This window comes from Pararhizobium sp. IMCC21322, assembly GCF_030758295.1.
GTDB lineage: Bacteria > Pseudomonadota > Alphaproteobacteria > Rhizobiales.
This window is the reverse complement of sequence record NZ_CP132335.1, coordinates 3,842,101-3,862,587: the sequence shown is the minus strand read 5'-3', so window position 1 is coordinate 3,862,587 and position 20,487 is coordinate 3,842,101. Positions and strand designations below refer to the sequence as shown.

26 protein-coding genes are annotated in these 20,487 nt (G+C 52.8%); 17 read left to right on the top strand and 9 right to left on the bottom strand.

Going from position 1 to position 20,487, the window contains the following annotated elements; genetic code table 11:
- The first annotated feature begins 1 nt into the window (after position 1).
- The 6 genes from purS to grxD are packed head-to-tail and all read left to right on the top strand — an operon-like array spanning position 2 to position 4,127.
- Positions 2-238, top strand: a complete 237-nt coding sequence (gene purS, locus RAL91_RS18230; RefSeq protein WP_306257675.1) for a phosphoribosylformylglycinamidine synthase subunit PurS — start codon at positions 2-4, stop codon at positions 236-238.
- Complete coding sequence (gene purQ / locus RAL91_RS18225) at positions 235-900, top strand: phosphoribosylformylglycinamidine synthase subunit PurQ (RefSeq protein ID WP_306257674.1); 666 nt, start codon at positions 235-237, stop codon at positions 898-900. The genes purS and purQ overlap by 4 nt, the downstream gene beginning before the upstream one ends.
- The gene (locus RAL91_RS18220; protein WP_306257673.1) at positions 897-1,295 is read left to right on the top strand and encodes a hypothetical protein; all 399 of its coding nucleotides are present in this window, start codon (positions 897-899) and stop codon (positions 1,293-1,295) included. Before purQ ends, RAL91_RS18220 begins: the two co-directional genes overlap by 4 nt.
- Positions 1,295-3,505: a phosphoribosylformylglycinamidine synthase subunit PurL gene (purL, locus tag RAL91_RS18215; RefSeq protein ID WP_306257672.1), complete on the top strand. Its 2,211-nt coding sequence runs from the start codon at positions 1,295-1,297 to the stop codon at positions 3,503-3,505. The genes RAL91_RS18220 and purL overlap by 1 nt, the downstream gene beginning before the upstream one ends.
- A gap of 33 nt (positions 3,506-3,538) precedes the next feature.
- Entirely contained in the window at positions 3,539-3,772 is a 234-nt protein-coding gene (locus RAL91_RS18210) for a BolA family protein (protein WP_306257671.1), read from the top strand.
- A 19-nt stretch (positions 3,773-3,791) separates the two neighbouring features.
- Complete coding sequence (gene grxD, locus RAL91_RS18205; RefSeq protein ID WP_306257670.1) at positions 3,792-4,127, top strand: Grx4 family monothiol glutaredoxin; 336 nt, start codon at positions 3,792-3,794, stop codon at positions 4,125-4,127.
- 131 nt (positions 4,128-4,258) lie between these two features.
- Here grxD and rpsD read toward each other — a convergent pair whose 3' ends face one another.
- The 3 genes from rpsD to RAL91_RS18190 all read right to left on the bottom strand — a co-directional run bounded on the left by rpsD (position 4,259) and on the right by RAL91_RS18190 (position 6,667).
- A complete protein-coding gene (gene rpsD, locus RAL91_RS18200; protein ID WP_306257669.1) occupies positions 4,259-4,876 on the bottom strand; it encodes a 30S ribosomal protein S4 in 618 nt (205 codons plus the stop codon).
- A gap of 172 nt (positions 4,877-5,048) precedes the next feature.
- Complete coding sequence (gene murI / locus RAL91_RS18195) at positions 5,049-5,846, bottom strand: glutamate racemase (RefSeq protein WP_306257668.1); 798 nt, start codon at positions 5,844-5,846, stop codon at positions 5,049-5,051.
- Positions 5,843-6,667, bottom strand: a complete 825-nt coding sequence (locus tag RAL91_RS18190; RefSeq protein WP_306257667.1) for an RNA methyltransferase — start codon at positions 6,665-6,667, stop codon at positions 5,843-5,845. Before RAL91_RS18190 ends, murI begins: the two co-directional genes overlap by 4 nt.
- A gap of 220 nt (positions 6,668-6,887) precedes the next feature.
- On the opposite strand from RAL91_RS18190, the gene RAL91_RS18185 reads away from it, so the two are divergent.
- The 8 genes from RAL91_RS18185 to RAL91_RS18150 all read left to right on the top strand — a co-directional run bounded on the left by RAL91_RS18185 (position 6,888) and on the right by RAL91_RS18150 (position 13,923).
- On the top strand, positions 6,888-8,099 hold the full coding sequence (locus RAL91_RS18185; RefSeq protein WP_306257666.1) for an NADP-dependent isocitrate dehydrogenase: 1,212 nt from the start codon (positions 6,888-6,890) through the stop codon (positions 8,097-8,099).
- A gap of 122 nt (positions 8,100-8,221) precedes the next feature.
- A complete protein-coding gene (locus tag RAL91_RS18180; RefSeq protein ID WP_306257665.1) occupies positions 8,222-8,743 on the top strand; it encodes a flavin reductase family protein in 522 nt (173 codons plus the stop codon).
- A 133-nt stretch (positions 8,744-8,876) separates the two neighbouring features.
- Complete coding sequence (locus RAL91_RS18175) at positions 8,877-9,806, top strand: MoxR family ATPase (protein WP_306257664.1); 930 nt, start codon at positions 8,877-8,879, stop codon at positions 9,804-9,806.
- Positions 9,796-11,013, top strand: a complete 1,218-nt coding sequence (locus RAL91_RS18170) for a VWA domain-containing protein (RefSeq protein ID WP_306257663.1) — start codon at positions 9,796-9,798, stop codon at positions 11,011-11,013. The genes RAL91_RS18175 and RAL91_RS18170 overlap by 11 nt, the downstream gene beginning before the upstream one ends.
- Positions 11,014-11,022: 9 nt before the next feature.
- On the top strand, positions 11,023-11,337 hold the full coding sequence (locus RAL91_RS18165) for an XdhC family protein (RefSeq protein WP_306257662.1): 315 nt from the start codon (positions 11,023-11,025) through the stop codon (positions 11,335-11,337).
- A 3-nt stretch (positions 11,338-11,340) separates the two neighbouring features.
- The gene (locus tag RAL91_RS18160) at positions 11,341-12,030 is read left to right on the top strand and encodes an XdhC family protein (protein WP_306257661.1); all 690 of its coding nucleotides are present in this window, start codon (positions 11,341-11,343) and stop codon (positions 12,028-12,030) included.
- Positions 12,027-13,664: a molybdopterin-binding/glycosyltransferase family 2 protein gene (locus RAL91_RS18155; RefSeq protein ID WP_306257660.1), complete on the top strand. Its 1,638-nt coding sequence runs from the start codon at positions 12,027-12,029 to the stop codon at positions 13,662-13,664. Before RAL91_RS18160 ends, RAL91_RS18155 begins: the two co-directional genes overlap by 4 nt.
- Positions 13,665-13,767: 103 nt before the next feature.
- On the top strand, positions 13,768-13,923 hold the full coding sequence (locus RAL91_RS18150; protein WP_306257659.1) for a DUF3563 family protein: 156 nt from the start codon (positions 13,768-13,770) through the stop codon (positions 13,921-13,923).
- A gap of 8 nt (positions 13,924-13,931) precedes the next feature.
- Here the strand turns inward: RAL91_RS18150 and RAL91_RS18145 are convergent, their stop codons facing one another.
- From RAL91_RS18145 to RAL91_RS18135, 3 genes are read right to left on the bottom strand one after another with little or no spacing between them, the layout of a single operon-like run.
- Positions 13,932-14,384 (bottom strand): RES family NAD+ phosphorylase, encoded by a 453-nt coding sequence (locus RAL91_RS18145; protein ID WP_306257658.1) that lies wholly within the window; start codon positions 14,382-14,384, stop codon positions 13,932-13,934.
- Entirely contained in the window at positions 14,381-14,911 is a 531-nt protein-coding gene (locus RAL91_RS18140; RefSeq protein ID WP_306257657.1) for an MbcA/ParS/Xre antitoxin family protein, read from the bottom strand. Before RAL91_RS18140 ends, RAL91_RS18145 begins: the two co-directional genes overlap by 4 nt.
- Before the next feature lie 43 nt (positions 14,912-14,954).
- Complete coding sequence (locus tag RAL91_RS18135; protein ID WP_306257656.1) at positions 14,955-15,119, bottom strand: DUF2256 domain-containing protein; 165 nt, start codon at positions 15,117-15,119, stop codon at positions 14,955-14,957.
- Between the two features lie 71 nt (positions 15,120-15,190).
- Between RAL91_RS18135 and RAL91_RS18130 the strand changes: the two genes are divergently transcribed.
- Positions 15,191-16,717 carry a cryptochrome/photolyase family protein gene (locus RAL91_RS18130; protein ID WP_306257655.1) on the top strand — a complete coding sequence of 509 codons (1,527 nt, stop codon included), beginning with the start codon at positions 15,191-15,193 and terminating at the stop codon, positions 16,715-16,717.
- A gap of 9 nt (positions 16,718-16,726) precedes the next feature.
- Here RAL91_RS18130 and radC read toward each other — a convergent pair whose 3' ends face one another.
- The 3 genes from radC to sfsA form a co-directional block, all read right to left on the bottom strand.
- Complete coding sequence (gene radC / locus RAL91_RS18125; protein WP_306257654.1) at positions 16,727-17,446, bottom strand: DNA repair protein RadC; 720 nt, start codon at positions 17,444-17,446, stop codon at positions 16,727-16,729.
- Between the two features lie 12 nt (positions 17,447-17,458).
- Entirely contained in the window at positions 17,459-18,283 is an 825-nt protein-coding gene (gene map, locus RAL91_RS18120; RefSeq protein WP_306257653.1) for a type I methionyl aminopeptidase, read from the bottom strand.
- 115 nt (positions 18,284-18,398) lie between these two features.
- On the bottom strand, positions 18,399-19,109 hold the full coding sequence (gene sfsA, locus RAL91_RS18115; protein ID WP_306257652.1) for a DNA/RNA nuclease SfsA: 711 nt from the start codon (positions 19,107-19,109) through the stop codon (positions 18,399-18,401).
- A gap of 85 nt (positions 19,110-19,194) precedes the next feature.
- Between sfsA and RAL91_RS18110 the strand changes: the two genes are divergently transcribed.
- Entirely contained in the window at positions 19,195-19,938 is a 744-nt protein-coding gene (locus tag RAL91_RS18110; protein WP_306257651.1) for a molybdopterin-binding protein, read from the top strand.
- A gap of 12 nt (positions 19,939-19,950) precedes the next feature.
- Positions 19,951-20,457 (top strand): xanthine phosphoribosyltransferase, encoded by a 507-nt coding sequence (gpt, locus tag RAL91_RS18105; protein WP_306257650.1) that lies wholly within the window; start codon positions 19,951-19,953, stop codon positions 20,455-20,457.
- Positions 20,458-20,487: the final 30 nt, after the last annotated feature.

Sequence of the window (20,487 nt, the reverse complement as noted above, 5' to 3'; positions counted from 1 at the left end):
TATGAAAGCTCGTGTAGTCGTTACGCTGAAGAACGGTGTGCTTGATCCACAAGGCAATGCGATTGAAGGCTCATTGGATGCGCTGTCTTTTCAGGGCATTCAGTCAGTCCGTCAGGGCAAAATCTTTGACGTGGAACTGGACACCGATAGCGCTGATGAAGCCCGGAAAACACTGACCGCCATTTGTGAAAAACTGCTTGCCAATACTGTGATTGAGGACTTCGAAATTAACCTATGAAATCAGCAGTTCTCGTTTTCCCAGGCTCCAATCGCGATCGGGATATGATCAGGGCACTGGAAGATATCAGCGGTCAGAAGCCTGCGCTGGTCTGGCATCAGGAAACGACCATCCCTGATGTTGACCTGATTGTGCTGCCTGGCGGCTTTTCCTACGGTGACTACCTTCGGTCCGGTGCCATTGCAGCCCGCTCTCCTGTCATGAAAGATTTGCAAAGACATGCGGCGCGCGGAACCAGAATTCTGGGCGTCTGCAACGGGTTTCAGATTCTGACGGAGTCCGGATTGTTGCCGGGCGCACTGATGCGCAATGCGGGTCTGAATTTTGTCTGCAAGGTGGTTCAGCTTGAAACCAGCAATGCGGACACTTTGTTTTCTCGCCAGTATCAACAGGGTGAAGTCTTTGCCTGTCCCGTTGCGCATCATGATGGCAATTACTTTGCCGATGCGCGCACGTTGGACACATTGGAAAGCAATAATCGTGTGGTGTTTCGCTATGCGAATGGAACCAACCCCAATGGATCATTAAACGATATTGCCGGAATTATGAATGATACCGGTACCGTGATGGGCCTGATGCCCCATCCGGAAAATCTGATTGAAGAACTTCATGGCGGCGTTTCCGGACGCGGCGTTTTCACCAGCCTGTTGGAGGCAGCATGACCCGAGTTGCGCTTTCCGTTACTGCTTTGTTGCTGACCTTGCCGCTGTCCGGTTGTCTGGATACCCAGACCTATGAGCGTGGCCCCGGTCCGAAATACGGACTTGCCAACCTTGTCAGTGACCAAATTCGCAAATGCTGGTTTGGAGCCGGTGCTTCCGGTTTTTCCGATTATGCAGCCGAGAGCGATGTTAATCCGGTGTTTAACCGTGCCAGAATTCTTCTGGTGCCGAAGAATGATCTTGAAGCCAAGCCGCTCCTGATTGTTGAAGCAACAGATAAGAATAAGTCCCAGGCCACCATATCGGCCTATGGTCCGTTGATGCAGGGCGCACAAGCTGCGCGTATCAATGCGGATCTGAAACGTTGGACCAGTGGATCACAGGCCTGTAGCTGATGTTACCTACATTCGATAATAATGCCCCCATCTCTTCGGAGATGGTAGAGAGCCATGGCCTTAATTCGGAAGAATATGAGCATATTCTTGAGCTGACAGGACGCACGCCAACCATTACAGAGCTTGGCATCTTTTCAGCCATGTGGAACGAGCACTGTTCCTACAAATCTTCAAAGAAATGGCTGAAGACGCTGCCGGTTACCGGCCCTTGCGTTGTCTATGGTCCTGGCGAAAATGCAGGTGTCGTGGATATTGGAGACGGACAGGTTGCTGTCTTCAAAATGGAAAGTCACAACCACCCCTCATTCATTGAGCCCTATCAGGGTGCTGCCACAGGTGTTGGCGGTATTTTGCGCGATGTTTTCACGATGGGCGCGCGGCCTGTGGCCGCCATGAATGCCTTGCGCTTTGGCGCGCCGGAACACGCCAAGACACGCCATCTGGTTGCCGGTGTGGTTGCCGGTGTTGGCGGCTATGGCAATTGTTTCGGTGTTCCCACAGTTGGCGGCGAGGTAAATTTTCACGCCCGCTATAATGGCAATATTCTGGTCAATGCGTTTGCCCTTGGGATTGCAAACCGTGATGGCATTTTCACCTCTCAGGCAGAAGGCGTTGGCCTTCCGGTTGTGTATCTGGGTGCAAAGACCGGACGCGATGGGGTCGGCGGTGCCACTATGGCATCTGCCGAGTTTGATGATCAGATCGAGGAAAAGCGCCCAACCGTTCAGGTCGGCGATCCCTTTACGGAAAAATGCCTTCTTGAAGCCTGCCTGGAACTTATGAGCACCGGTGCTGTGATTGCCATTCAGGATATGGGCGCTGCCGGTCTGACCTGCTCAGCGGTGGAAATGGGCGCCAGTGGGAATCTTGGTATCACGCTGGATCTGGATAAGGTGCCTTGCCGCGAAGAGCGCATGAGCGCCTATGAGATGATGCTGTCGGAAAGCCAGGAACGCATGTTGATGGTTCTTGAGCCCAGCAAGCAGGCTGTTGCCGAAGCTATTTTCACCAAATGGGGGCTGGATTTCGCCATTGTTGGCGAAACCACAGTTGATCTGAGATTCAAGATTCATCACCATGGTGCGTTGATGGCGGATTTGCCAATCAAGAAACTTGGCGATGAAGCACCGGAATATGACCGCCCCTGGGTTGCCCCACAACCTGTTGCCCCGCTTGAAGACATACCTCTGCTAGCCGATCCGATTGAGGCGTTGAAAACGATTATCGGCTCACCGGATATGGCATCAAAACGCTGGATTACCGAGCAATATGACTGCCTCATACAGGCCAATACGGCGCAGTTGCCCGGTGGCGATGCCGGTGTTGTACGTGTGGACGGCACGCAAAAAGCATTGGCGATGACGAGTGACGTGACACCGCGCTATTGTGAGGCGGACCCATTTGAGGGCGGCAAGCAGGCGGTTGCGGAAGCCTGGCGCAATCTGACCGCTGTTGGCGCAACGCCTTTGGCTGTCACAGATAATCTCAATTTTGGCAATCCGCAGCGCCCTGAAATCATGGGCCAGTTTGTGCGGGCCATTGAGGGTATCGGCGAAGCCTGCCGTGCATTGGAATTCCCGGTCGTTTCAGGCAATGTGTCGCTTTACAATGAAACCAATGGGGAAGGCATATTGCCCACACCAACCATTGGTGGGGTTGGTCTTCTGGCCGACTGGACCCAAATGGCAAAGCTGGCTTTTGCCCATGAGGGCGATGTTATCATTCTGATAGGTGAGGCCGGCACCCATCTGGGACAATCCATCTATTTGCGTGAAGTTCATGGTCTGGAAGCAGGTCCCGCGCCCAAAGTCGATCTGGCCGTGGAGCGCCGCAATGGAGATTTTGTTCGCTCACAAATTCTTGATGGCTCTGTGACCGCTTGTCACGATATCTCCGATGGTGGTTTGTTGGTCGCAATTGCTGAAATGGCGATGGCAGGCGGGCAGGGTGCTGATTTAGCCGGATTACAGTCCACCAGCGCCGAAAGTCTGTTTGGAGAAGATCAGGCGCGCTATGTGCTGACAGTCAGCCCGCAAAAAGCGGATGCTGTACTGTCCAGCGCCGCGGATGCTGAAGTTCCGGCCAACCGGATCGGGATAGTTGGTGGTCAGGAATTGAAACTTGCTGACAAGTGCTCCATATCCGTAGAAACGTTGAAACAGACGCATGAAAGCTGGTTGCCGGGTTACATGTCCGGCACAAAGGCGTAAAGTCACGCATCGAAGGTAAGGGGATTGCCGTATATGCCAATGAATGCCAATGACATTGAAGTCATGATTAAAGCCGCCCTTCCGGATGCGAATATTACAATTCGCGATCTTGCGGGCGATGGCGACCATTATGCCGCCGAAATCGTGTCAGAGAGTTTTCGTGGCAAATCGCGTGTTCAGCAACACCAGATGGTTTATCAGGCGCTGCAGGGCAATATGGGCGGCGCATTGCACGCCCTTGCTCTTCAGACCAGCGCACCCGAATGAAAAGAACAGGAGCAGTTCTATGAGTGATATTAACAGCTGGATTGACAGCGAAGTAAAATCCAGCGACGTGGTGATGTTCATGAAGGGCACACCCAATTTCCCGCAATGCGGTTTTTCAGGCCAATTGGTCCAGATTCTGGATTATCTGGGTGTGGACTACAAGGGCATCAACGTTCTGGAAAATGACGAGTTGCGCCAAGGCATCAAAGACTATGCCCAATGGCCCACAATTCCCCAGCTCTACGTCAAGGGCGAGTTTGTGGGCGGCTGCGATATTGTCCGGGAAATGTTCCAAGCCAAAGAGCTTCAGGACCATTTGAAAGCTGCCGGAATAACAATCCGCGAAACAGCCTGATTTCTTTTAGATAATTCTAGTTTGAGCCGCAGCAGGACATGTTTTCTGCTGCGGCTTTTTTTTAAGAAAATGCCCCAACAAAAAACCCCGCCACAATGGACGGGGTTTTAAAAAATCTATGAAGCTGGCGTTTAGCGTGAGTAAAACTCGACCACCAAGTTTGGCTCCATGACGACCGGGAAGGGTACGTCCGCCAGAAGTGGGATGCGGGTGTATTGTGCAGCCATCTTGCCGTAATCAACGGTCAGATATTCCGGCACATCGCGTTCAGCCAGATCGGTTGCTTCCAGAACCATAACCATTTCGCGGGACTTTTCGCGGATATCAACGACGTCGCCCGGTTTTACGCGGTAGCTAGGAATGTTGACGCGCTGACCATTGACCCGAATGTGGCCGTGGTTGATGAACTGGCGTGAAGCGAAAACAGTTGGTACGAATTTGGCGCGATAGACAATCGCATCCAGACGGCTTTCCAGAAGACCAATCAGGTTTTCCGATGTATCACCGCGCACTCGTGTCGCTTCTGCATAGATGCGACGGAATTGCTTTTCAGTGATGTTACCGTAGTAACCTTTCAGCTTCTGCTTAGCACGCAGCTGCGTGCCGAAATCAGAGAGTTTGCCTTTACGGCGTTGACCATGCTGGCCTGGGCCATAGTCGCGGCGGTTTACCGGGCTCTTCGGACGACCCCAGATATTTTCGCCCATGCGGCGATCAATTTTGTATTTAGACGAATTGCGCTTGCTCATCGTGTTTCCTGTTCAAAGTGTTTCAAGGAAACGCGCCTTCCTTTGCAAGGATTTTGGCCTTGCCGACAGGGAGAAAAAGCGAAGCGCTCACTTCTCCCACAGGTGCGTAACAAAAATACGGGGCCAAAGACCCCGCATATGAGGCGTTGTGTAGTCATTCAGTCTTGGCCTGTCAAGCCGAACCCGGTTGTGATGAAAGCTTTTGCCACACTGTCAGCACACGGGTTTCGCCGCCCGGTTGGCTGCTGAGAACATCAAAGGTTCCGCGGTCACCAACAACGCTTTTGTTACCAAGAATTTTTTTGACCTGACGGGCGATCGCGTTGCTGGGGTCAAGCCAGTGAACGGGCCAGGGGGCCAGTTCCTGCAATAAAGATTTCAAGAGCGGAAAATGGGTGCAGGCGAGCACAACACTGTCTGTTCTGGCATTATCTGATGCCTGCTTGAAACAGGGTTCCAGTTCATGGCTGATTGCAGCGCGTAGCTGTTGTGACGCACCATCAAGATACCATTGTTCTGCCAGACTGGCGAGATTTGGACTGCCAATCAATGCAACGTCAATGCCGTTGGCAAATTCGGTCAGCAAGGAACGGGTGTAATCGCGTGCAACGGTTCCGGGCGTGGCCAGAATGCTGACCATTTTGGTTTTTGTGATGGCGGCAGCCGGTTTGATGGCTGGAACTGTGCCTACAAAGGGAATGTCAAATCTGGCGCGCAGACCAGGCAGTATCAAGGTGGATGCAGTGTTGCAGGCAATCACCGCTGCGTCCGGTTGGCAATCATCAATCCATTTTGAGATCTGGTTAATCAAATGAACCCGCAGATCATTCTGTTCCCAATTTCCATAGGGAAAGGCTGCGTAGTCCGCGCAATATGTCATTGATACAGATGGAAGTTGCTGGCGTATGGCATGTGCAACAGACAGTCCGCCCAGACCTGAATCAACAACGAGAATGCGGGTGTTGCTCATTCTGGTTCGTCTGTTTTAGCATCCGCAATTTGCGCCTCTGCAGCCTGGCGACGCGGGGTGTTGCGGGTTCTGCGTCCTTCCAATGCACCAACGACGCCGCGCAGGATGGTGACATCGCGCTCGCTGTAACGGGCTTTTTGAAAGAGTGCGCGTAATGTGCTCACCATGTGGGCTTTCTTTTCGGGCGGGCGGAAGAAATTGGCGGCTTCCAGTGCGCCTTCCAAATGTTGAAAGAACCCAATCAAATCTTCTTTGCGAGCCTGGGGCGCAGTGAGCGCCTCAAATTGAAGGGGTTCTGCCTCATTGCCGGTCCTCATCCATTCATAAGACATCAGCAATACCGCCTGAGCGATGTTGAGCGAGGCGAAGGCAGGATTGACGGGAAAGGTCACAATTTCGTCGGCCAGAGCCACTTCCTCATTGGTCAGGCCGGTTCGCTCACGCCCGAACAAGATGCCACAATTCTGGCCGCTTGCTACGTGTTCGCGGGCGTTTTTCATAGCGGCTTCAGGTCCGCTGACTGACACAAACATGTCTCGAGGGCGCGCCGTTGTCGCGTAAACCAAATTGAGCCCCGACAAGGCTTCTTCGACTGTGTCAAAAATCTGTGCGTTGTCGATGACATGATCCGCTTTCGCAGAGGCATTTTTGGCCTTTTCGCTGGGCCAGCCATCGCGTGGATTGACAACGCGCAATTCGGACAATCCAAAATTTGCCATCGCACGGGCTGCCGTTCCGATATTCTCACCCAGTTGTGGCTCCACCAGAATAATCGCTGGGCCGCCGGTTATCATTTTTGCTTTTGAATTAGTCCCGGCCATTAGGTTTCCCGTCATATGGGCAAGTGGAAGTTTGGATTTGCTAAAGCGATGCTGCTTTCTTGGCAAGAGGAGATGCGAATGAATAATTACACTTTCGAAGGTCTTTCGGCGCAGGGAAGACGGTGCTATAGGAACGCCGTATTCACACATTTTATGTCGCCAGACCGAATTATTGCATGCGGTCGAGGCGTTGGGCCCGTAAGCTTAAGGAAAATCAAACATGGCTAAAATCAAGGTTGCCAATCCGGTTGTTGAACTGGATGGGGACGAGATGACACGTATCATCTGGCAGTTCATCAAAGACAAGCTGATTCATCCCTATCTCGATATTGATCTGAAATATTATGATCTGGGTATGGAATACCGTGATGAGACCGATGATCAGGTTACCATTGATGCAGCCAATGCGATCCGGGAATATGGTGTCGGTATCAAATGTGCCACCATTACACCTGATGAAGAACGTGTTGAAGAATTTGGCCTGAAGAAAATGTGGCGTTCACCAAACGGCACAATCCGGAACATTCTGGGTGGCGTTGTCTTCCGTGAGCCGATCATCTGTGAAAACGTACCGCGTCTGGTGCCGGGCTGGACACAGCCTATGGTCATTGGCCGTCACGCATTTGGTGACCAGTATCGCGCAACCGATTTCCGTGTGCCTGGCAAAGGCAAGCTGACCATGAAGTTCGAAGGCGAAGACGGCAAGGTGATTGAACATGAAGTGTTCGACTTCCCGTCTGCCGGTATCGCTATGGGCATGTATAATCTGGACGATTCCATTCGTGACTTCGCACGTGCTTCGTTGAATTATGGCCTGAAACGCGGTTGGCCGGTTTATTTGTCAACAAAGAACACAATTCTGAAAGTTTATGATGGCCGCTTCAAGGATTTGTTTGAAGAAGTGTTTCAGGCTGAATTTGCCGAAGCCTTTGCTGAAAAGAAGATTGTGTATGAACACCGTCTGATCGATGACATGGTGGCGTCTGCTCTTAAATGGTCCGGTGGTTTTGTCTGGGCCTGTAAGAACTATGATGGTGATGTGCAGTCCGATACTGTTGCCCAGGGCTTTGGTTCCCTTGGCCTGATGACATCTGTGTTGATGTCACCGGATGGTGAAACTGTTGAGGCGGAAGCTGCGCACGGTACCGTGACGCGCCATTACCGCCTACACCAGCAGGGCAAGGAAACATCCACCAACTCAATCGCTTCCATCTTTGCATGGACACGCGGTCTGGCACATCGTGCCAAGCTGGATGACAATCAGCCGCTTGCCGACTTTGCCCTGACACTGGAAAAAGTCTGCGTTGACACAGTAGAAAGCGGTTTCATGACGAAGGATCTGGCGCTTTTGGTCGGGCCTGAACAGAAATGGCTCTCGACAACAGGTTTCCTCGACAAGATCGATGAAAACCTGCAAAAAGCGATGGCCTAACAGTAAGTTATCGGGCTCGATCGTTTCATGATCGAGCCCGATTTGTATCTCCGAACAGACAGAAATGTGGTCTTCTTAATAATTTTGCCCTACATGCAATGGATCATATCCCAGAGGCCGTTTTGACCGCAATCACACCCATCCAACCCGCAGTGTCGGAGACTGTTTCCAAGGATCAGTTTCGCGAAGCCATGAGCCGTGTCGGTTCCGCCGTGCATATTGTGACCACAGCAGGCGACGCGGGAACCGCCGGTCTGACTGTGACAGCCTTCAGCGCAGTGTCTGATGCTCCGCCAATTGTTCTGGTTTGCGTAAACCGGGCTTCGCGCAGCAATGAAACGATCAAGCGCAATGGCGGGTTCTGCGTCAACATTCTGTCGGCGCAGGATCAGGCGATGGCTGATTTGTTTGCCGGGCGAATGAGTGCGGACCCAAATGAAGATCGGTTTCAGGGGCTCAAGATAGACAAAACGGCTTCAGATGCGCCTGTCCTGCCAGGGTGTCTGGCAGCGCTGGATTGTCGGCTGCAAAATTTTGTCGAAGTGGGAACACATTCCGTGTTGTTCGGCGCAGTACACGCCATCATTTCCGGTACGGATGGTCCGGGATTGATTTATCGGGACCGGGGATACCACGCACTTTGATGTGTTGTCTCTCTCGTCGATAAGTGTTCCAGCGCCAAAGGTGAAGATTGTCGGATATTTACAGTCCGGCTGATCATGCTTCATAACCATCGCTCATACAAATTCAGACGCGTCGCGCAGGACACGCTCCTTTATGACCGAAGATATGCCCTCATCCATTGACGAAACCCACGAAGTTCTGGGCCGCGCCGGCTATGTGGCCGACCGGTCGCTTGCAACAGTCCTCTATTTGTCATTGAAAATGCAGCGCCCTTTGTTTCTGGAAGGTGAGGCCGGGGTTGGTAAAACCGAAATTGCAAAGGTTCTTTCGGCGCAATTGGGCAGACCGCTGATACGGTTGCAATGTTATGAAGGTCTCGACGTTGCCGCAGCTGTTTACGAATGGAATTATGCTGCGCAGATGCTGGAAATTCGCATGGCTGAGGCTGTCGGTGGCACTGACAAGTCATCAATTGCCAAAAGCGTGTTTGACGAGCGGTTTTTGATCAAGCGCCCGCTTTTGCAGGCTTTGGAATCCGCTGGGACTGCTGCACCGGTATTGCTAATCGATGAATTGGACCGCGCTGACGAAGCCTTTGAAGCCTATCTTCTTGAAATCCTGTCGGATTTTCAGATCACCATTCCCGAATTGGGCACCATCAAGGCCGATCATCCGCCAATCGTCATCATTACGACGAACCGGACGCGGGAAATCCATGACGCGCTGAAACGGCGGTGCCTGTATCATTGGGTTGGCTATCCTGATGCCGCAAGAGAATTGCAGATTATTTCCAACAGGGTTCCAGGTGCTAATGAGAGGCTCTCAAGAGAGATAGTCGCCTTTGTTCAGCGGTTGCGCCGTGACGCAGATCTCTTCAAAAACCCCGGTGTCGCGGAAACCATTGACTGGGCCACTGCACTGACTGAACTGAACAGGGAAGCGCTTGATCTGGAAACGGTGTCGGATACGCTGGGTGTGCTTTTGAAGTATCAGGACGACATTGAAGCCGTTCATGGTGAGCGGGCTGCGCATATCCTGAAGGACATTGAAAGTGGGGCGGGAGATGCCAAGGATGTCCGCTAGGGTTGCCACCGATACTGGGCATTTTGCCGACAACATCGTTCATTTTGCACGTCTGTTGCGCCGGGCAGGCTTGCCTGTCGGACCATCCCGGATTGTGGATGCCGTGCGCGCGGTTGAGGTGTCCGGAACAGACAGACGCGACGATTTGTATTGGGTCCTGCACAGTGTGTTTGCCAGTCGAAACGAGCATCATGCAATATTTAAAACGGCTTTTGAGTTGTTCTGGCGCTCACAAGAAAGCCAAGGCAATGTGTGGCACAGTGTGTCGAAGACTGATGCACAAACGCCGCCGCAGAACCCTGCAGCCGCGGCACGGGTTGCGCAGGCTATGATGCAGCAGGGTGATCACAGTGAGGTGGACTTACCGGTCGAAGTTGAACTGGACTTAGCCGAGACATTGTCACGCGAAGAGGTTCTGGTCACCAAAGACTTTGCGCAAATGACAGCTTATGAACTGGCCGAGGCCAGGCGGGCTGTTTCGGACATGGTTTTACCGGTTGCAAAAGTGAAGACGCGGCGTTTTCGGAACAGCCATTCCGGATCGCGACTGGATATGCGCCGTATGATGCGCGCCAGTCTGGCCACGGGTGGTGAGTGGGTGTCACCGACCTTTCAGCAAAGGCGGGAAATTGTGCCCCCAATCGTGGCGCTGTGCGATGTATCGGGCTCTATGGGACAGTATTCACGTCTGTTCCTGCATTTTCTTCATGCGCTTGGCGACAGCCAGCGCCGGGTGGACAGCTTTGTGTTCGGAACACGCTTGACGAATATCAGCCGAGCACTGCTGCACAAGGATTCCGATGAGGCGTTGGAAGCCAGCGGTGCGCTTGTGTCCGACTGGTCCGGCGGCACGCGTATTGCAACTGCACTTCACGATTTCAACCAGCACTGGTCCCGCCGGGTGTTGGGACAGGGAGCAATAGTGCTTCTCATCACCGATGGGCTGGAACGCGACAGTGACGAAGACCTTGGTTTTGAAATGCAGCGGCTTCAAAAGTCCTGCCGTCAGTTGATCTGGTTGAATCCGTTGTTACGCTTTGACGGTTTTGAAGCGAAAGCAAGTGGCGTGCGAACCATGTTGCCATTTGTGGATCAGTTCCGGCCCATACATTCGCTGAATGCTGTTTCAGATTTGTGTCATTGTTTGTCGCAGCCCTTGGCACGGGCCGAAAACAACCCCAAACTGTGGCTTAAGAAAGCTGCATAGGAGACCCGGATGGATGCGGATATACTGAAAACGGCAGAAAACTGGGTTGCGGAAGGACGGCGTATTGCGCTTGCAACCGTGGTTGATACCTGGGGTTCAGCACCCCGGCCCACCGGCAGCCATCTGGTGATTGATGCTGAAGGAAACTTTGAGGGCTCAGTCTCTGGTGGATGTGTTGAAGGTGAAGTGATTTCAGAGGCCATCGAGGTCATTGAAAGCGGGACACCCAAAATGCTCGAATTTGGTGTTGCTGATGAGACTGCATGGCGGGTCGGCCTGTCTTGTGGCGGCAAGATCCGCGTTTTCGTGGATCAGGTGAGCTAGATCATGGAAAAAGCTCTGCTTTCTGAAATCAACGCTGCCCGCGCCAACAGGCGTGCTGTTATTCTAGTGCACAATCTGACGAGCGGCGAGGGCCGTTTGATGTTCCCGGATGGTCTGGAAGAGAATGACCCACTTGCTGCAGCCGCCAAAACGCGGTTTCGTTCTGAAAAATCCGGGCGGGAGACTATTGGCGAGCAGGAATTCTTTCTGAATGTGGATTTGCCTGCACCACGCATTGTTGTGATTGGGGCTGTCCATATTTCCCAGGCACTTGTGCCGATGGTGCAGGAATGCGGTTTTGATCTGACGATCATTGATCCGCGCACCGCCTTTGCCACACCGAATCGGTTTCCTTCTGTGGAATTGCTACCTGAATGGCCACAGGATGTTCTGACCGACAACATGATTGACAGCTACACAGCGTTGGTCGCTGTCACGCATGATCCCAAGATCGATGATTTTGCCCTGGAAACAGCCCTGAGGCGCGGCTGCTTTTATGTCGGCGCCCTTGGCAGCCGCAAAACTCATGGTTCCCGAGTGGACAGGTTGAAATCAAAAGGGATTTCGGACGCTCAATTGGCGCGGATCGATGCGCCGATTGGTCTTGATATCGGCGCGGCGTCGCCAGCTGAAATTGCTGTGGCCATTCTGGGCCAGATTATTTGTGCTTTGCGCAAGGGCGATGATTTTTGAAACTGATTGATCTTTCCCCTTCGGACGCCTTGGGCACTTTGCTGGCTCATTCTATGGATGGTGAGCTGAATGGCAAGCCTGTGCGCCTGAAGAAGGGCCGCTTGCTGACGGAAGCTGACATTGGTGCGTTGATTGCCAGGAACCATGTCAGCGTGACAGTTGCAAAACTGGATGCTGACGATGTTCATGAAGACGAAGCTGCTCATGCTTTGGCAAAGGCGGTGTGCGGCGACCATGTGCGTGTGGATATGCCGTTTACCGGCCGCGCCAATCTGTTTGCAACCAAGTCCGGGCTGTTTGTTCCCAATGTGGATTTGATCAATCAGATCAATGGTCTTGATCCATCGCTCACCGTTGCAACCTTGCCACCTTATACAGCGGTTGAAGCAGGGCGTATGGTGGGTACGGTCAAGATTATTCCCTTTGCGGTTCCGGGTCAGTCTTTGAAAGCCTGTCTTGATATCGCAGCCCACACTGCTTTGGCTGTGACGGCGTTTCGGGCCGCTAAAGTGGGACTGGTGGCAACGCGTCTGCCGACATTGAAAGACGGTGTTCTTGATAAAACCCGCAAAGTTCTTGAAACGCGATTGAAGCCGAGTGCGTCTTTTCTGGTCGATGAAATTCGCACGGCTCATGATGTCGGGCAAGTAGCAGAAGCCATCAGGTCTCTGGCGGGTCGCAACTGTGATCTGATCTTGCTGATTGGAGCTTCAGCCATGATCGATGCTGAGGATGTCTTGCCACAGGCGCTGCGTCTTGCCGGTGGTTCGGTTGACTATGTGGGCATGCCGGTCGATCCGGGCAATCTGCTGTTTCTCGGCGAGTTTGAGGGCACGCCGGTGATTGGTGCGCCTGGTTGCGCACGCTCACCCGTTGAGAACGGGTTTGATTGGGTGTTGAACCGAATTCTGGCCGGTATACCGGTGGGCGCATCAGACATAGCAGCGATGGGTGTTGGCGGATTGTTGATGGAGATCGTCAGCCGACCTCAACCGCGCCAATTGGAGACTGTACCAATGAACAAGCCGCCAAAAATAGCTGCTTTGCTGTTGGCAGCCGGTCAGAGCAAGCGCATGGGGCCCAACAACAAGCTGATTGCGGAGGTGGAAGGCAAGCCACTTGTTCGCCATGTGGCAGATGCTGCCATCGGGGCGTTGGGGGATGATCTGACTGTCGTGACTGGGGCGCGACCCGAGCAAGTTGTTGCCGCGCTTGAGGGCGTGACTGCGGAGATCCTGTTCAATCCTGAATTCGATCAGGGCCTCTCAACGTCTTTGCGAACCGGAATACAGGCGCTGGCGGCGCGTGAAACCCGACCCGACGCTGTGTTGGTGCTGTTGGGCGACATGCCTCACATCTCACAAGACATTGTAAAACAGCTCGCCGCAGCATTTGACCCGGAAGAAGGGCGGCACATCATCGTGCCCACGGATGCCGGAAAACGTGGGAATCCCGTGCTTTGGTCGGCCCGGTTTCTGGATGCTTTGACCGGTATACAGGGGGATACCGGGGCGCGTCATCTCATTGGTGAATATGCTGAATTTGTTCATGAGGTTGAAATTGGCAGGGCAGTGTCATTCGATCTGGATACGCCGGAACAGATGAAACAGGCGGGCGGTCGATTTGTCGATTAGCTGAAACCGCGCATGTCACCTCAATTGCACATAGCATCCATGCAAAGTTTGCACATCTGTCTGTCCTGCAGGTCCCTATATAGGGAAGGAAAGGAACTCAACCATGTCATTTAAATCATCAATCTCCCGAATTGGCGCAGTGTTTCGCCCCTTCGATCATCAATCTGCCGCTCGCGCTTATCTCAATGATTCCGTTTCGATCTACGATCTGGAACGGCGCCAGCGTGAAATCGATTCTGGAAAATTCACGAACTACTGAACTAAGGCCTAATCCAGCGATCCTGTAGCAGGTGTGAGGCGACCATCAAATACAAACGGTTGCTCACCCTGGATCGCTATGCGAGCTGCGTCTTCGTGCTGCGGGTTAATGAGATAATTGTAGCTTTTTGGCATCAGCACTGAAGGCGCTTTAGCAACTGCATTTTTGCCAGCGCTCAACCAGGAAATTCCGTGATCCAGACACATCTGTGTGTCGGACGGATCTACCTGAAACGCATCGATAGACAGATCGTCCGGTATGAAAATCTCCAGAAGCACGTAATCCGGCAGATCATCCATATCCATATTCATATGTACCAGGACTTCCATGGCTGACAGGGCCGGATGCTCGGCCGTGTAAACCACCGGGCTTCCCTGTTTGTGCCATCGGCCTCCTGCATACAGGCCACCGAAGCCACTGAGCGTTTTGAATTTCCTGTTGGCTATGCGCCAGACGATCAAGCGTTGAAACCGTGCGTTAACTGAAGCAGAAACTGCTCAACGGCACGGGCGCCAGCTTCGGTCTTGGCCATTTGAATGGCCGAACTGCCGCCAAAATTTCTGTTGGGCTTGTCCATCCATCCGTCTGCCCGGTTTTCTCCCAATGCATCAGAAGCCTGTTTGCGCATGCGCAGCACTCTGACAATTCGTTCAGAGTTTGTCGGGGAAAGCGTGTCCTTCTGGCTCTTCTTTGCATCTTCCACCGTTGAGCGCGGCAGCACGCCGCCTTCCACCATGCTCTTGATAAGGGCAGGGCGCTCTTCAATGATGGATTTGGTTACGCCGTTTCGAATGGCCTGCCCAAGATTAACATTGGCTTCTATGCTGTCCGTCAAAATCAGCGAGATAACATTTTCGCCGAAAGACTGCAGAGCAGCCTGATCACCCAATGGTGGTTTGACCGGCTTGCGCTTGCTACCATTTGCTGGTGAAGCCGAAGTCTGATCCTTCGATCTGGTCTTGTTTTGTGATTGAGTGTCAGCGGGCATTATGAACTCCTAACGGTTCCGTCTTAAATATAGTACGGTTCCGTCAATTTTTCAACACCTGCAATTCCTTCGTTTTGCGTCGGCAGGCGTCAGAACAATAGCGCACTTCGGGCCAGCTTCTTGCCCATTTTTTGCGCCATTGAAACGGGCGGCCGCAATGAACGCAGTCTTTTTGGGGCAGATCGGCTTTTCGAATTTGCTTTGCCAAGGGATGTTCGTTTCCTTTTGAACTTCTGACCCTAAATAGGTCAGTGAATTCAAAAGGGAAAACATTCGTCTATGGCTGTTCTGCGTTTTGTTCTGGGCGATCAACTGACGCCCTCACTGTCCAGCTTGCGTGATGCTGATCCGCAAAATGACATTATTCTCATGTGCGAGGTCGCTGAAGAGGCCGGCTATGTTGCTCATCACAAACAGAAAATAGCTTTTCTGTTTTCCGCCATGCGGCACTTTGCCAGCGAGCTTGAGGATCGGGGATTTACGGTCCGCTACACAAAACTGGACGATGACAACAATGCGGGGTCTTTCGGTGCGGAGTTGGGCCGTGCTGTGGACGAGCTTGGTGTTTCCAAAGTGGTTGTAACGGAGCCTGGTGAGTTCCGGGTTCTGGAAGCCATGAGAAACTGGGAAACAGAGCTGGGGATCGATGTTGAAATCCGCGATGATGACCGCTTTATCTGCTCCCACAACGAGTTTCAGGCCTGGGCAGATGGCCGCAAGGAATTGCGGATGGAGTATTTCTATCGGCAGATGCGGCGCAAAACCGGTTTTCTGATGGAAGGCGATGATCCGATTGGCGGACAGTGGAATTTCGACAAGGAAAACCGCAAGAGCCTGCCGAAAGATATGGAATTGCCCGCACCCTACAATCCGCAGGCAGATGACATTACAAAAGATGTGCTGGAACTGGTGGCTGATCGGTTCGCGGGGCATTTTGGCAGGCTTGAAGGTTTCTCCCTTCCGGTTACGCGAACACAGGCGTTGCGGGGGCTTGATCGCTTCATAAAAGAGCGATTGCCGCTTTACGGCGATTATCAGGACGCTATGAAACAGGGCGAACCGACCTTGTTCCATGCATTGATTGCACCTGCGCTCAATGCCGGTCTGCTGCTTCCGATGGAAATTTGTGAGCGCGCTGAAAAAGCCCATCATGCAGGCGAGGCACCACTGAACGCAGTAGAAGGCTTCATTCGGCAGATTATTGGCTGGCGCGAATATGTGCGCGGTATCTACTGGCTGAAAATGCCTGATTACGCGCAGACGAATTTTCTCAAGGCAAAGCGCGATCTGCCGGAATTCTACTGGTCTGCAGACACCGAGATGAACTGTGTTCGACAGGTTGTGGAAGAGACGCGCGATCATGCCTACGCACATCACATTCAACGGCTCATGGTCACCGGTAATTTTGCCCTGCTATACGGTGTTGAACCAGCGCAGATCAATGAATGGTATCTGGCGGTCTATGCGGATGCCTATGAATGGGTTCAGCTGCCAAACACCCATGGCATGGTGATGTTTGCCGATGGTGGACTGCTCGGGTCCAAGCCCTATGCGGCTTCCGGTTCCTACATCAACAAGATGAGCGATTATTGCAAGAATTGTGCGTTTAGCCCTTCGGTCAAGAATGGGGAAAAAGCCTGTCCTTTCAATTATTTGTACTGGAATTTTCTGATAGAGAATCAAGCGCATCTGAAAGGCAACCGCCGTATGGCAATGATGTATGCCACATTGGGCAAGATGGATGATAGCAAGCGCAGTCAGATAGAGGCTGATGCCGCTGCCTTTTTTGAAAAGACCGGTGCATAACGGATCAGATTACAGCAGGTTCAATGCTTTGAAACTGGCATGGCCGTGTTTGCCGATGATGATGTGATCATGCATGAGGATATTTAGCGGCGTCAGAATTTCTGCAATTTTGGCCGTCATTTCAATATCGGCCTGCGATGGGGCCGGATCACCTGAGGGGTGATTGTGAACCAGGATCAACGCTGTGGCCGAGAGTTCCAGAGCCCGTTTGACCACTTCACGCGGGTAAACCGGCGTGTGATCTACGGTGCCCTGTTGCTGAACTTCATCGGCGATCAGGTGGTTTTTCTTGTCGAGAAACAAAACCCTGAACTGTTCGCGTTCCTCATAAGCCATTGCAGTGCGGCAATAATCCAGCACCGCATTCCATGAAGACAGCAACGGTTTTTGCTGCAATGCGTGTTTTCCAAGCCGTGTCGCGAGGGTGTGAAACACCTTCAAATCATTCGCGACACTCTCTCCAATGCCGTCGATTTCGGTCAATCGTTTTTCCGTGGCGCCAAACACACCGGCGAGCGAGCCAAAAGCCGACAAAAGATCTTTGGCAATCGGCTTGGTGTCGCGGCGGGGCAGGGAGCGGAACAGCAGCAGTTCCAGTATTTCATAATCTGCCAGTGCATCGGGACCAGCCTCGCGGAAGCGGGCACGCAATCGGTCACGATGGCCTGCATGGTGCACTTTTGCAGGTGTTCCACTGCTTTGCGTAGGTGTGTCAGACGGCTGGCTCATGCCGCCACCTTGCTATGCGAAGTTGGGCTTGTGAAGACCTGAAAGTGATGTGGTGAAGATTTCACAGCCGCTTTCCGTCACACCCACTGAATGCTCAAACTGGGCGCTCAGAGATCGGTCCCGTGTGACTGCAGTCCAGCCATCTGACAGGACTTTTACATGGGGTCGGCCCAAATTGATCATCGGCTCAATGGTGAAGAACATGCCGGGTCGTAATTCCACACCCTCGCCACGACGGCCATAATGCAGAATGTTCGGCTCGTCATGGAATAATTGTCCCAGCCCATGGCCGCAAAAATCGCGAACGACGGTGCAGCGCTGTGCTTCAGCATAGGCCTGAATGGCATGGCCGATATCGCCAGTGGTATTACCGGGCACCGTGGCTGAAATTCCACGCATCAGAGATTCATAGGTGACATCAATTAAACGCTCGGCCGCCCGTTTGGTGTTTCCTGCCACATACATGCGGCTTGAATCACCATGCCAACCATCCACGATCAGTGTGACGTCGATGTTGAGAATATCCCCATCTTTCAACGCCTTACCGCCCGGAATGCCATGGCAGACCACATGATTGAGCGAGATGCAGCTTGAATGGGTGTAACCGCGATAATTCAGCGTGGCGGCGACAGAATTATTATCCAGCGCGAACTGAAAAATAAAATCATCCAGCTCTTGCGTGGTGACACCGGACTTTACCAGTTCGCCAACAAGATCAAGGCATTGTGCCGTCAGTTGGCCTGCAGCGCGCATGCCTGCAAAGCCGTCTTCATCATAAAGGCGGATCTGTCCGCTTTTGCGCTTGGGCGCCTCATTGGCATTTACATAGGTCGTCATGGCGTCGCTCTGCCTTCGTCTCAAGCTTGTGGGCAGCTCCATGGCATGAAATCGTCATGGCTGCAAAATGGGAACTGTCGGGTCGCTTCCAAAATGTACATTAATTGATCGGGAATCAACCCTTCGGTATCTCAACCGGTACGGGTCGATAAGCTTCAATGCGCTCAGGCGTCAGCTTGCAGACATAGGCAATGGCTTCGACGCCCGCCTTATGTGCATTCGCCAAGGCGTTTGCATAATTGGGGTCGATTTCTGCGGCAAAGCTCAGCCGATCACCATCATCCCGCTGGATCAGATAGACCATGACTGCACGGTGCCCCTCGGCCACCATATCTGTCATTTCCACAAGATGTTTTGCGCCGCGTGCAGTGACGGAATCCGGGAATTCATAAAGTCGTGGAGTGCGCAGCATGTGAACATTCTTGATTTCAACATAGCAATCCGGCTTTCCCGCGTCAGACAGCAATATGTCGATGCGGCTGTTCGTGCCGTATTTTACCTCACGCCGCAGGGTTTTGTAGTTTTGCAATTCAGCAATCGTGCCGTTGTTGATGGCCTCTTCTACAAGGGCATTTGGCCGGGCTGTATTGATGCCGATGATGGTGTTGTCCGCTTCGGTCAATTCCCACGAATAAGCCAGCTTGCGCTTGGGATTGTCCGATTTTGACAGCCACACACGTTGGCCGGGTTCTTTCAGGCCAAGCATGGCGCCCGGATTGGCGCAATGGGCGGTGATTTCAGAGCCGTCATCCAGCTTGATGTCAGCCAAAAACCGCTTGTAGCGCTTGATCAAAGTTCCTTCTATCAATGGGCTGGCAAATTTCATGGGCTGCAATACCTTGTTCCTTATTCGCGTGTGAGATAGACAGCGCAAACACAAATTGTCAAAGCCTCAAAGGAACAGGTCCCATATGGCCGAAAGTGAAATCTCCACTGCCGCAGTTCTGGTCATTGGCGACGAAATTCTGTCAGGCCGGACCAAGGATAAGAATGTCGGCTATATTGCTGATCGATTGACCGAAGTCGGCATTGATCTGAAAGAGGTTCGGATTGTCAGCGATGAGCGGGCAGAGATTGTCGCAGCCCTCAATGCTTTGCGGTCCCGTTACACCTATGTGTTCACCACAGGCGGCATTGGCCCGACCCATGATGACATAACGGCGGACAGCGTGGCTGCCGCCTTTGATGTGCCAATTGATGTGGACCAGCGAGCCGTTGACGCGATGCTGGAGCGCTATGAGAAGTCGGACCTCACTGAAGCGCGCCTGCGCATGGCGCGCATTCCCGAAGGTGCAGAGCTGATTGCGAACCCGGTTTCAAAGGCTCCGGGTTTCAATATTGGCAATGTTTTCGTGATGGCGGGTGTGCCTTCCATCATGCAGGCCATGATGGATGATGTCGTGCCGCGCCTCAAAGCGGGACAGGTGGTGCATTCTGAAACGATTGAGGCAGGCATGGGGGAGGGTGCAGTGGCACAGCCGCTGTCTGCCTTGCAGGATGCTTTTCCCGATGTGTCGATTGGCAGTTACCCCTATCAACGTGATGGCAAATTTCAGACCAGCCTGGTGTTGCGCAGTCGCAATGCAGACAGGTTGGCGGAAGCTGCACAACAACTTGAATCCATATTGGTCGGCATCCATGCCGGCAAAGCCTGAAGGACCTAAGCAATGAGCAGCCCGCAATCAGACAAGGCGTTTCCGGTTTCCTGGGACCAGTTTCACCGCGATGCACGCGCTTTGGCGTGGCGCCTGGCGGCCAAAGGAGAGTGGAAGGCCATTGTCTGCATCACCCGTGGCGGTTTGGTGCCAGCAGCCATTATCTGCCGCGAACTTGATATCAGAATGATCGAGACTGTCTGTGTAGCGTCCTATCACGACTACAAGAACCAGTCTGAGCTGCAGGTTCTCAAAGGCGTATCTCAGGCTGTGATTGATCTTGAAGCCGGTGATGGCTCTAGTGTGCTTGTGGTCGATGATCTGACTGATACCGGCAAAACCGCACAAGTGGTGCGCGACATGTTGCCAAAAGCGCATTTTGCCACCGTTTACGCCAAACCTGCAGGCCGCCCTCTGGTTGATACATTTATCACCGAAGTATCACAGGACACCTGGATCTATTTTCCGTGGGATATGGGCTACACGTTCCAGCCACCTATCGCCAAGGGTGCTGAATAGCTGGAGCAGAGCCTGCTTCAGAATTGTTCC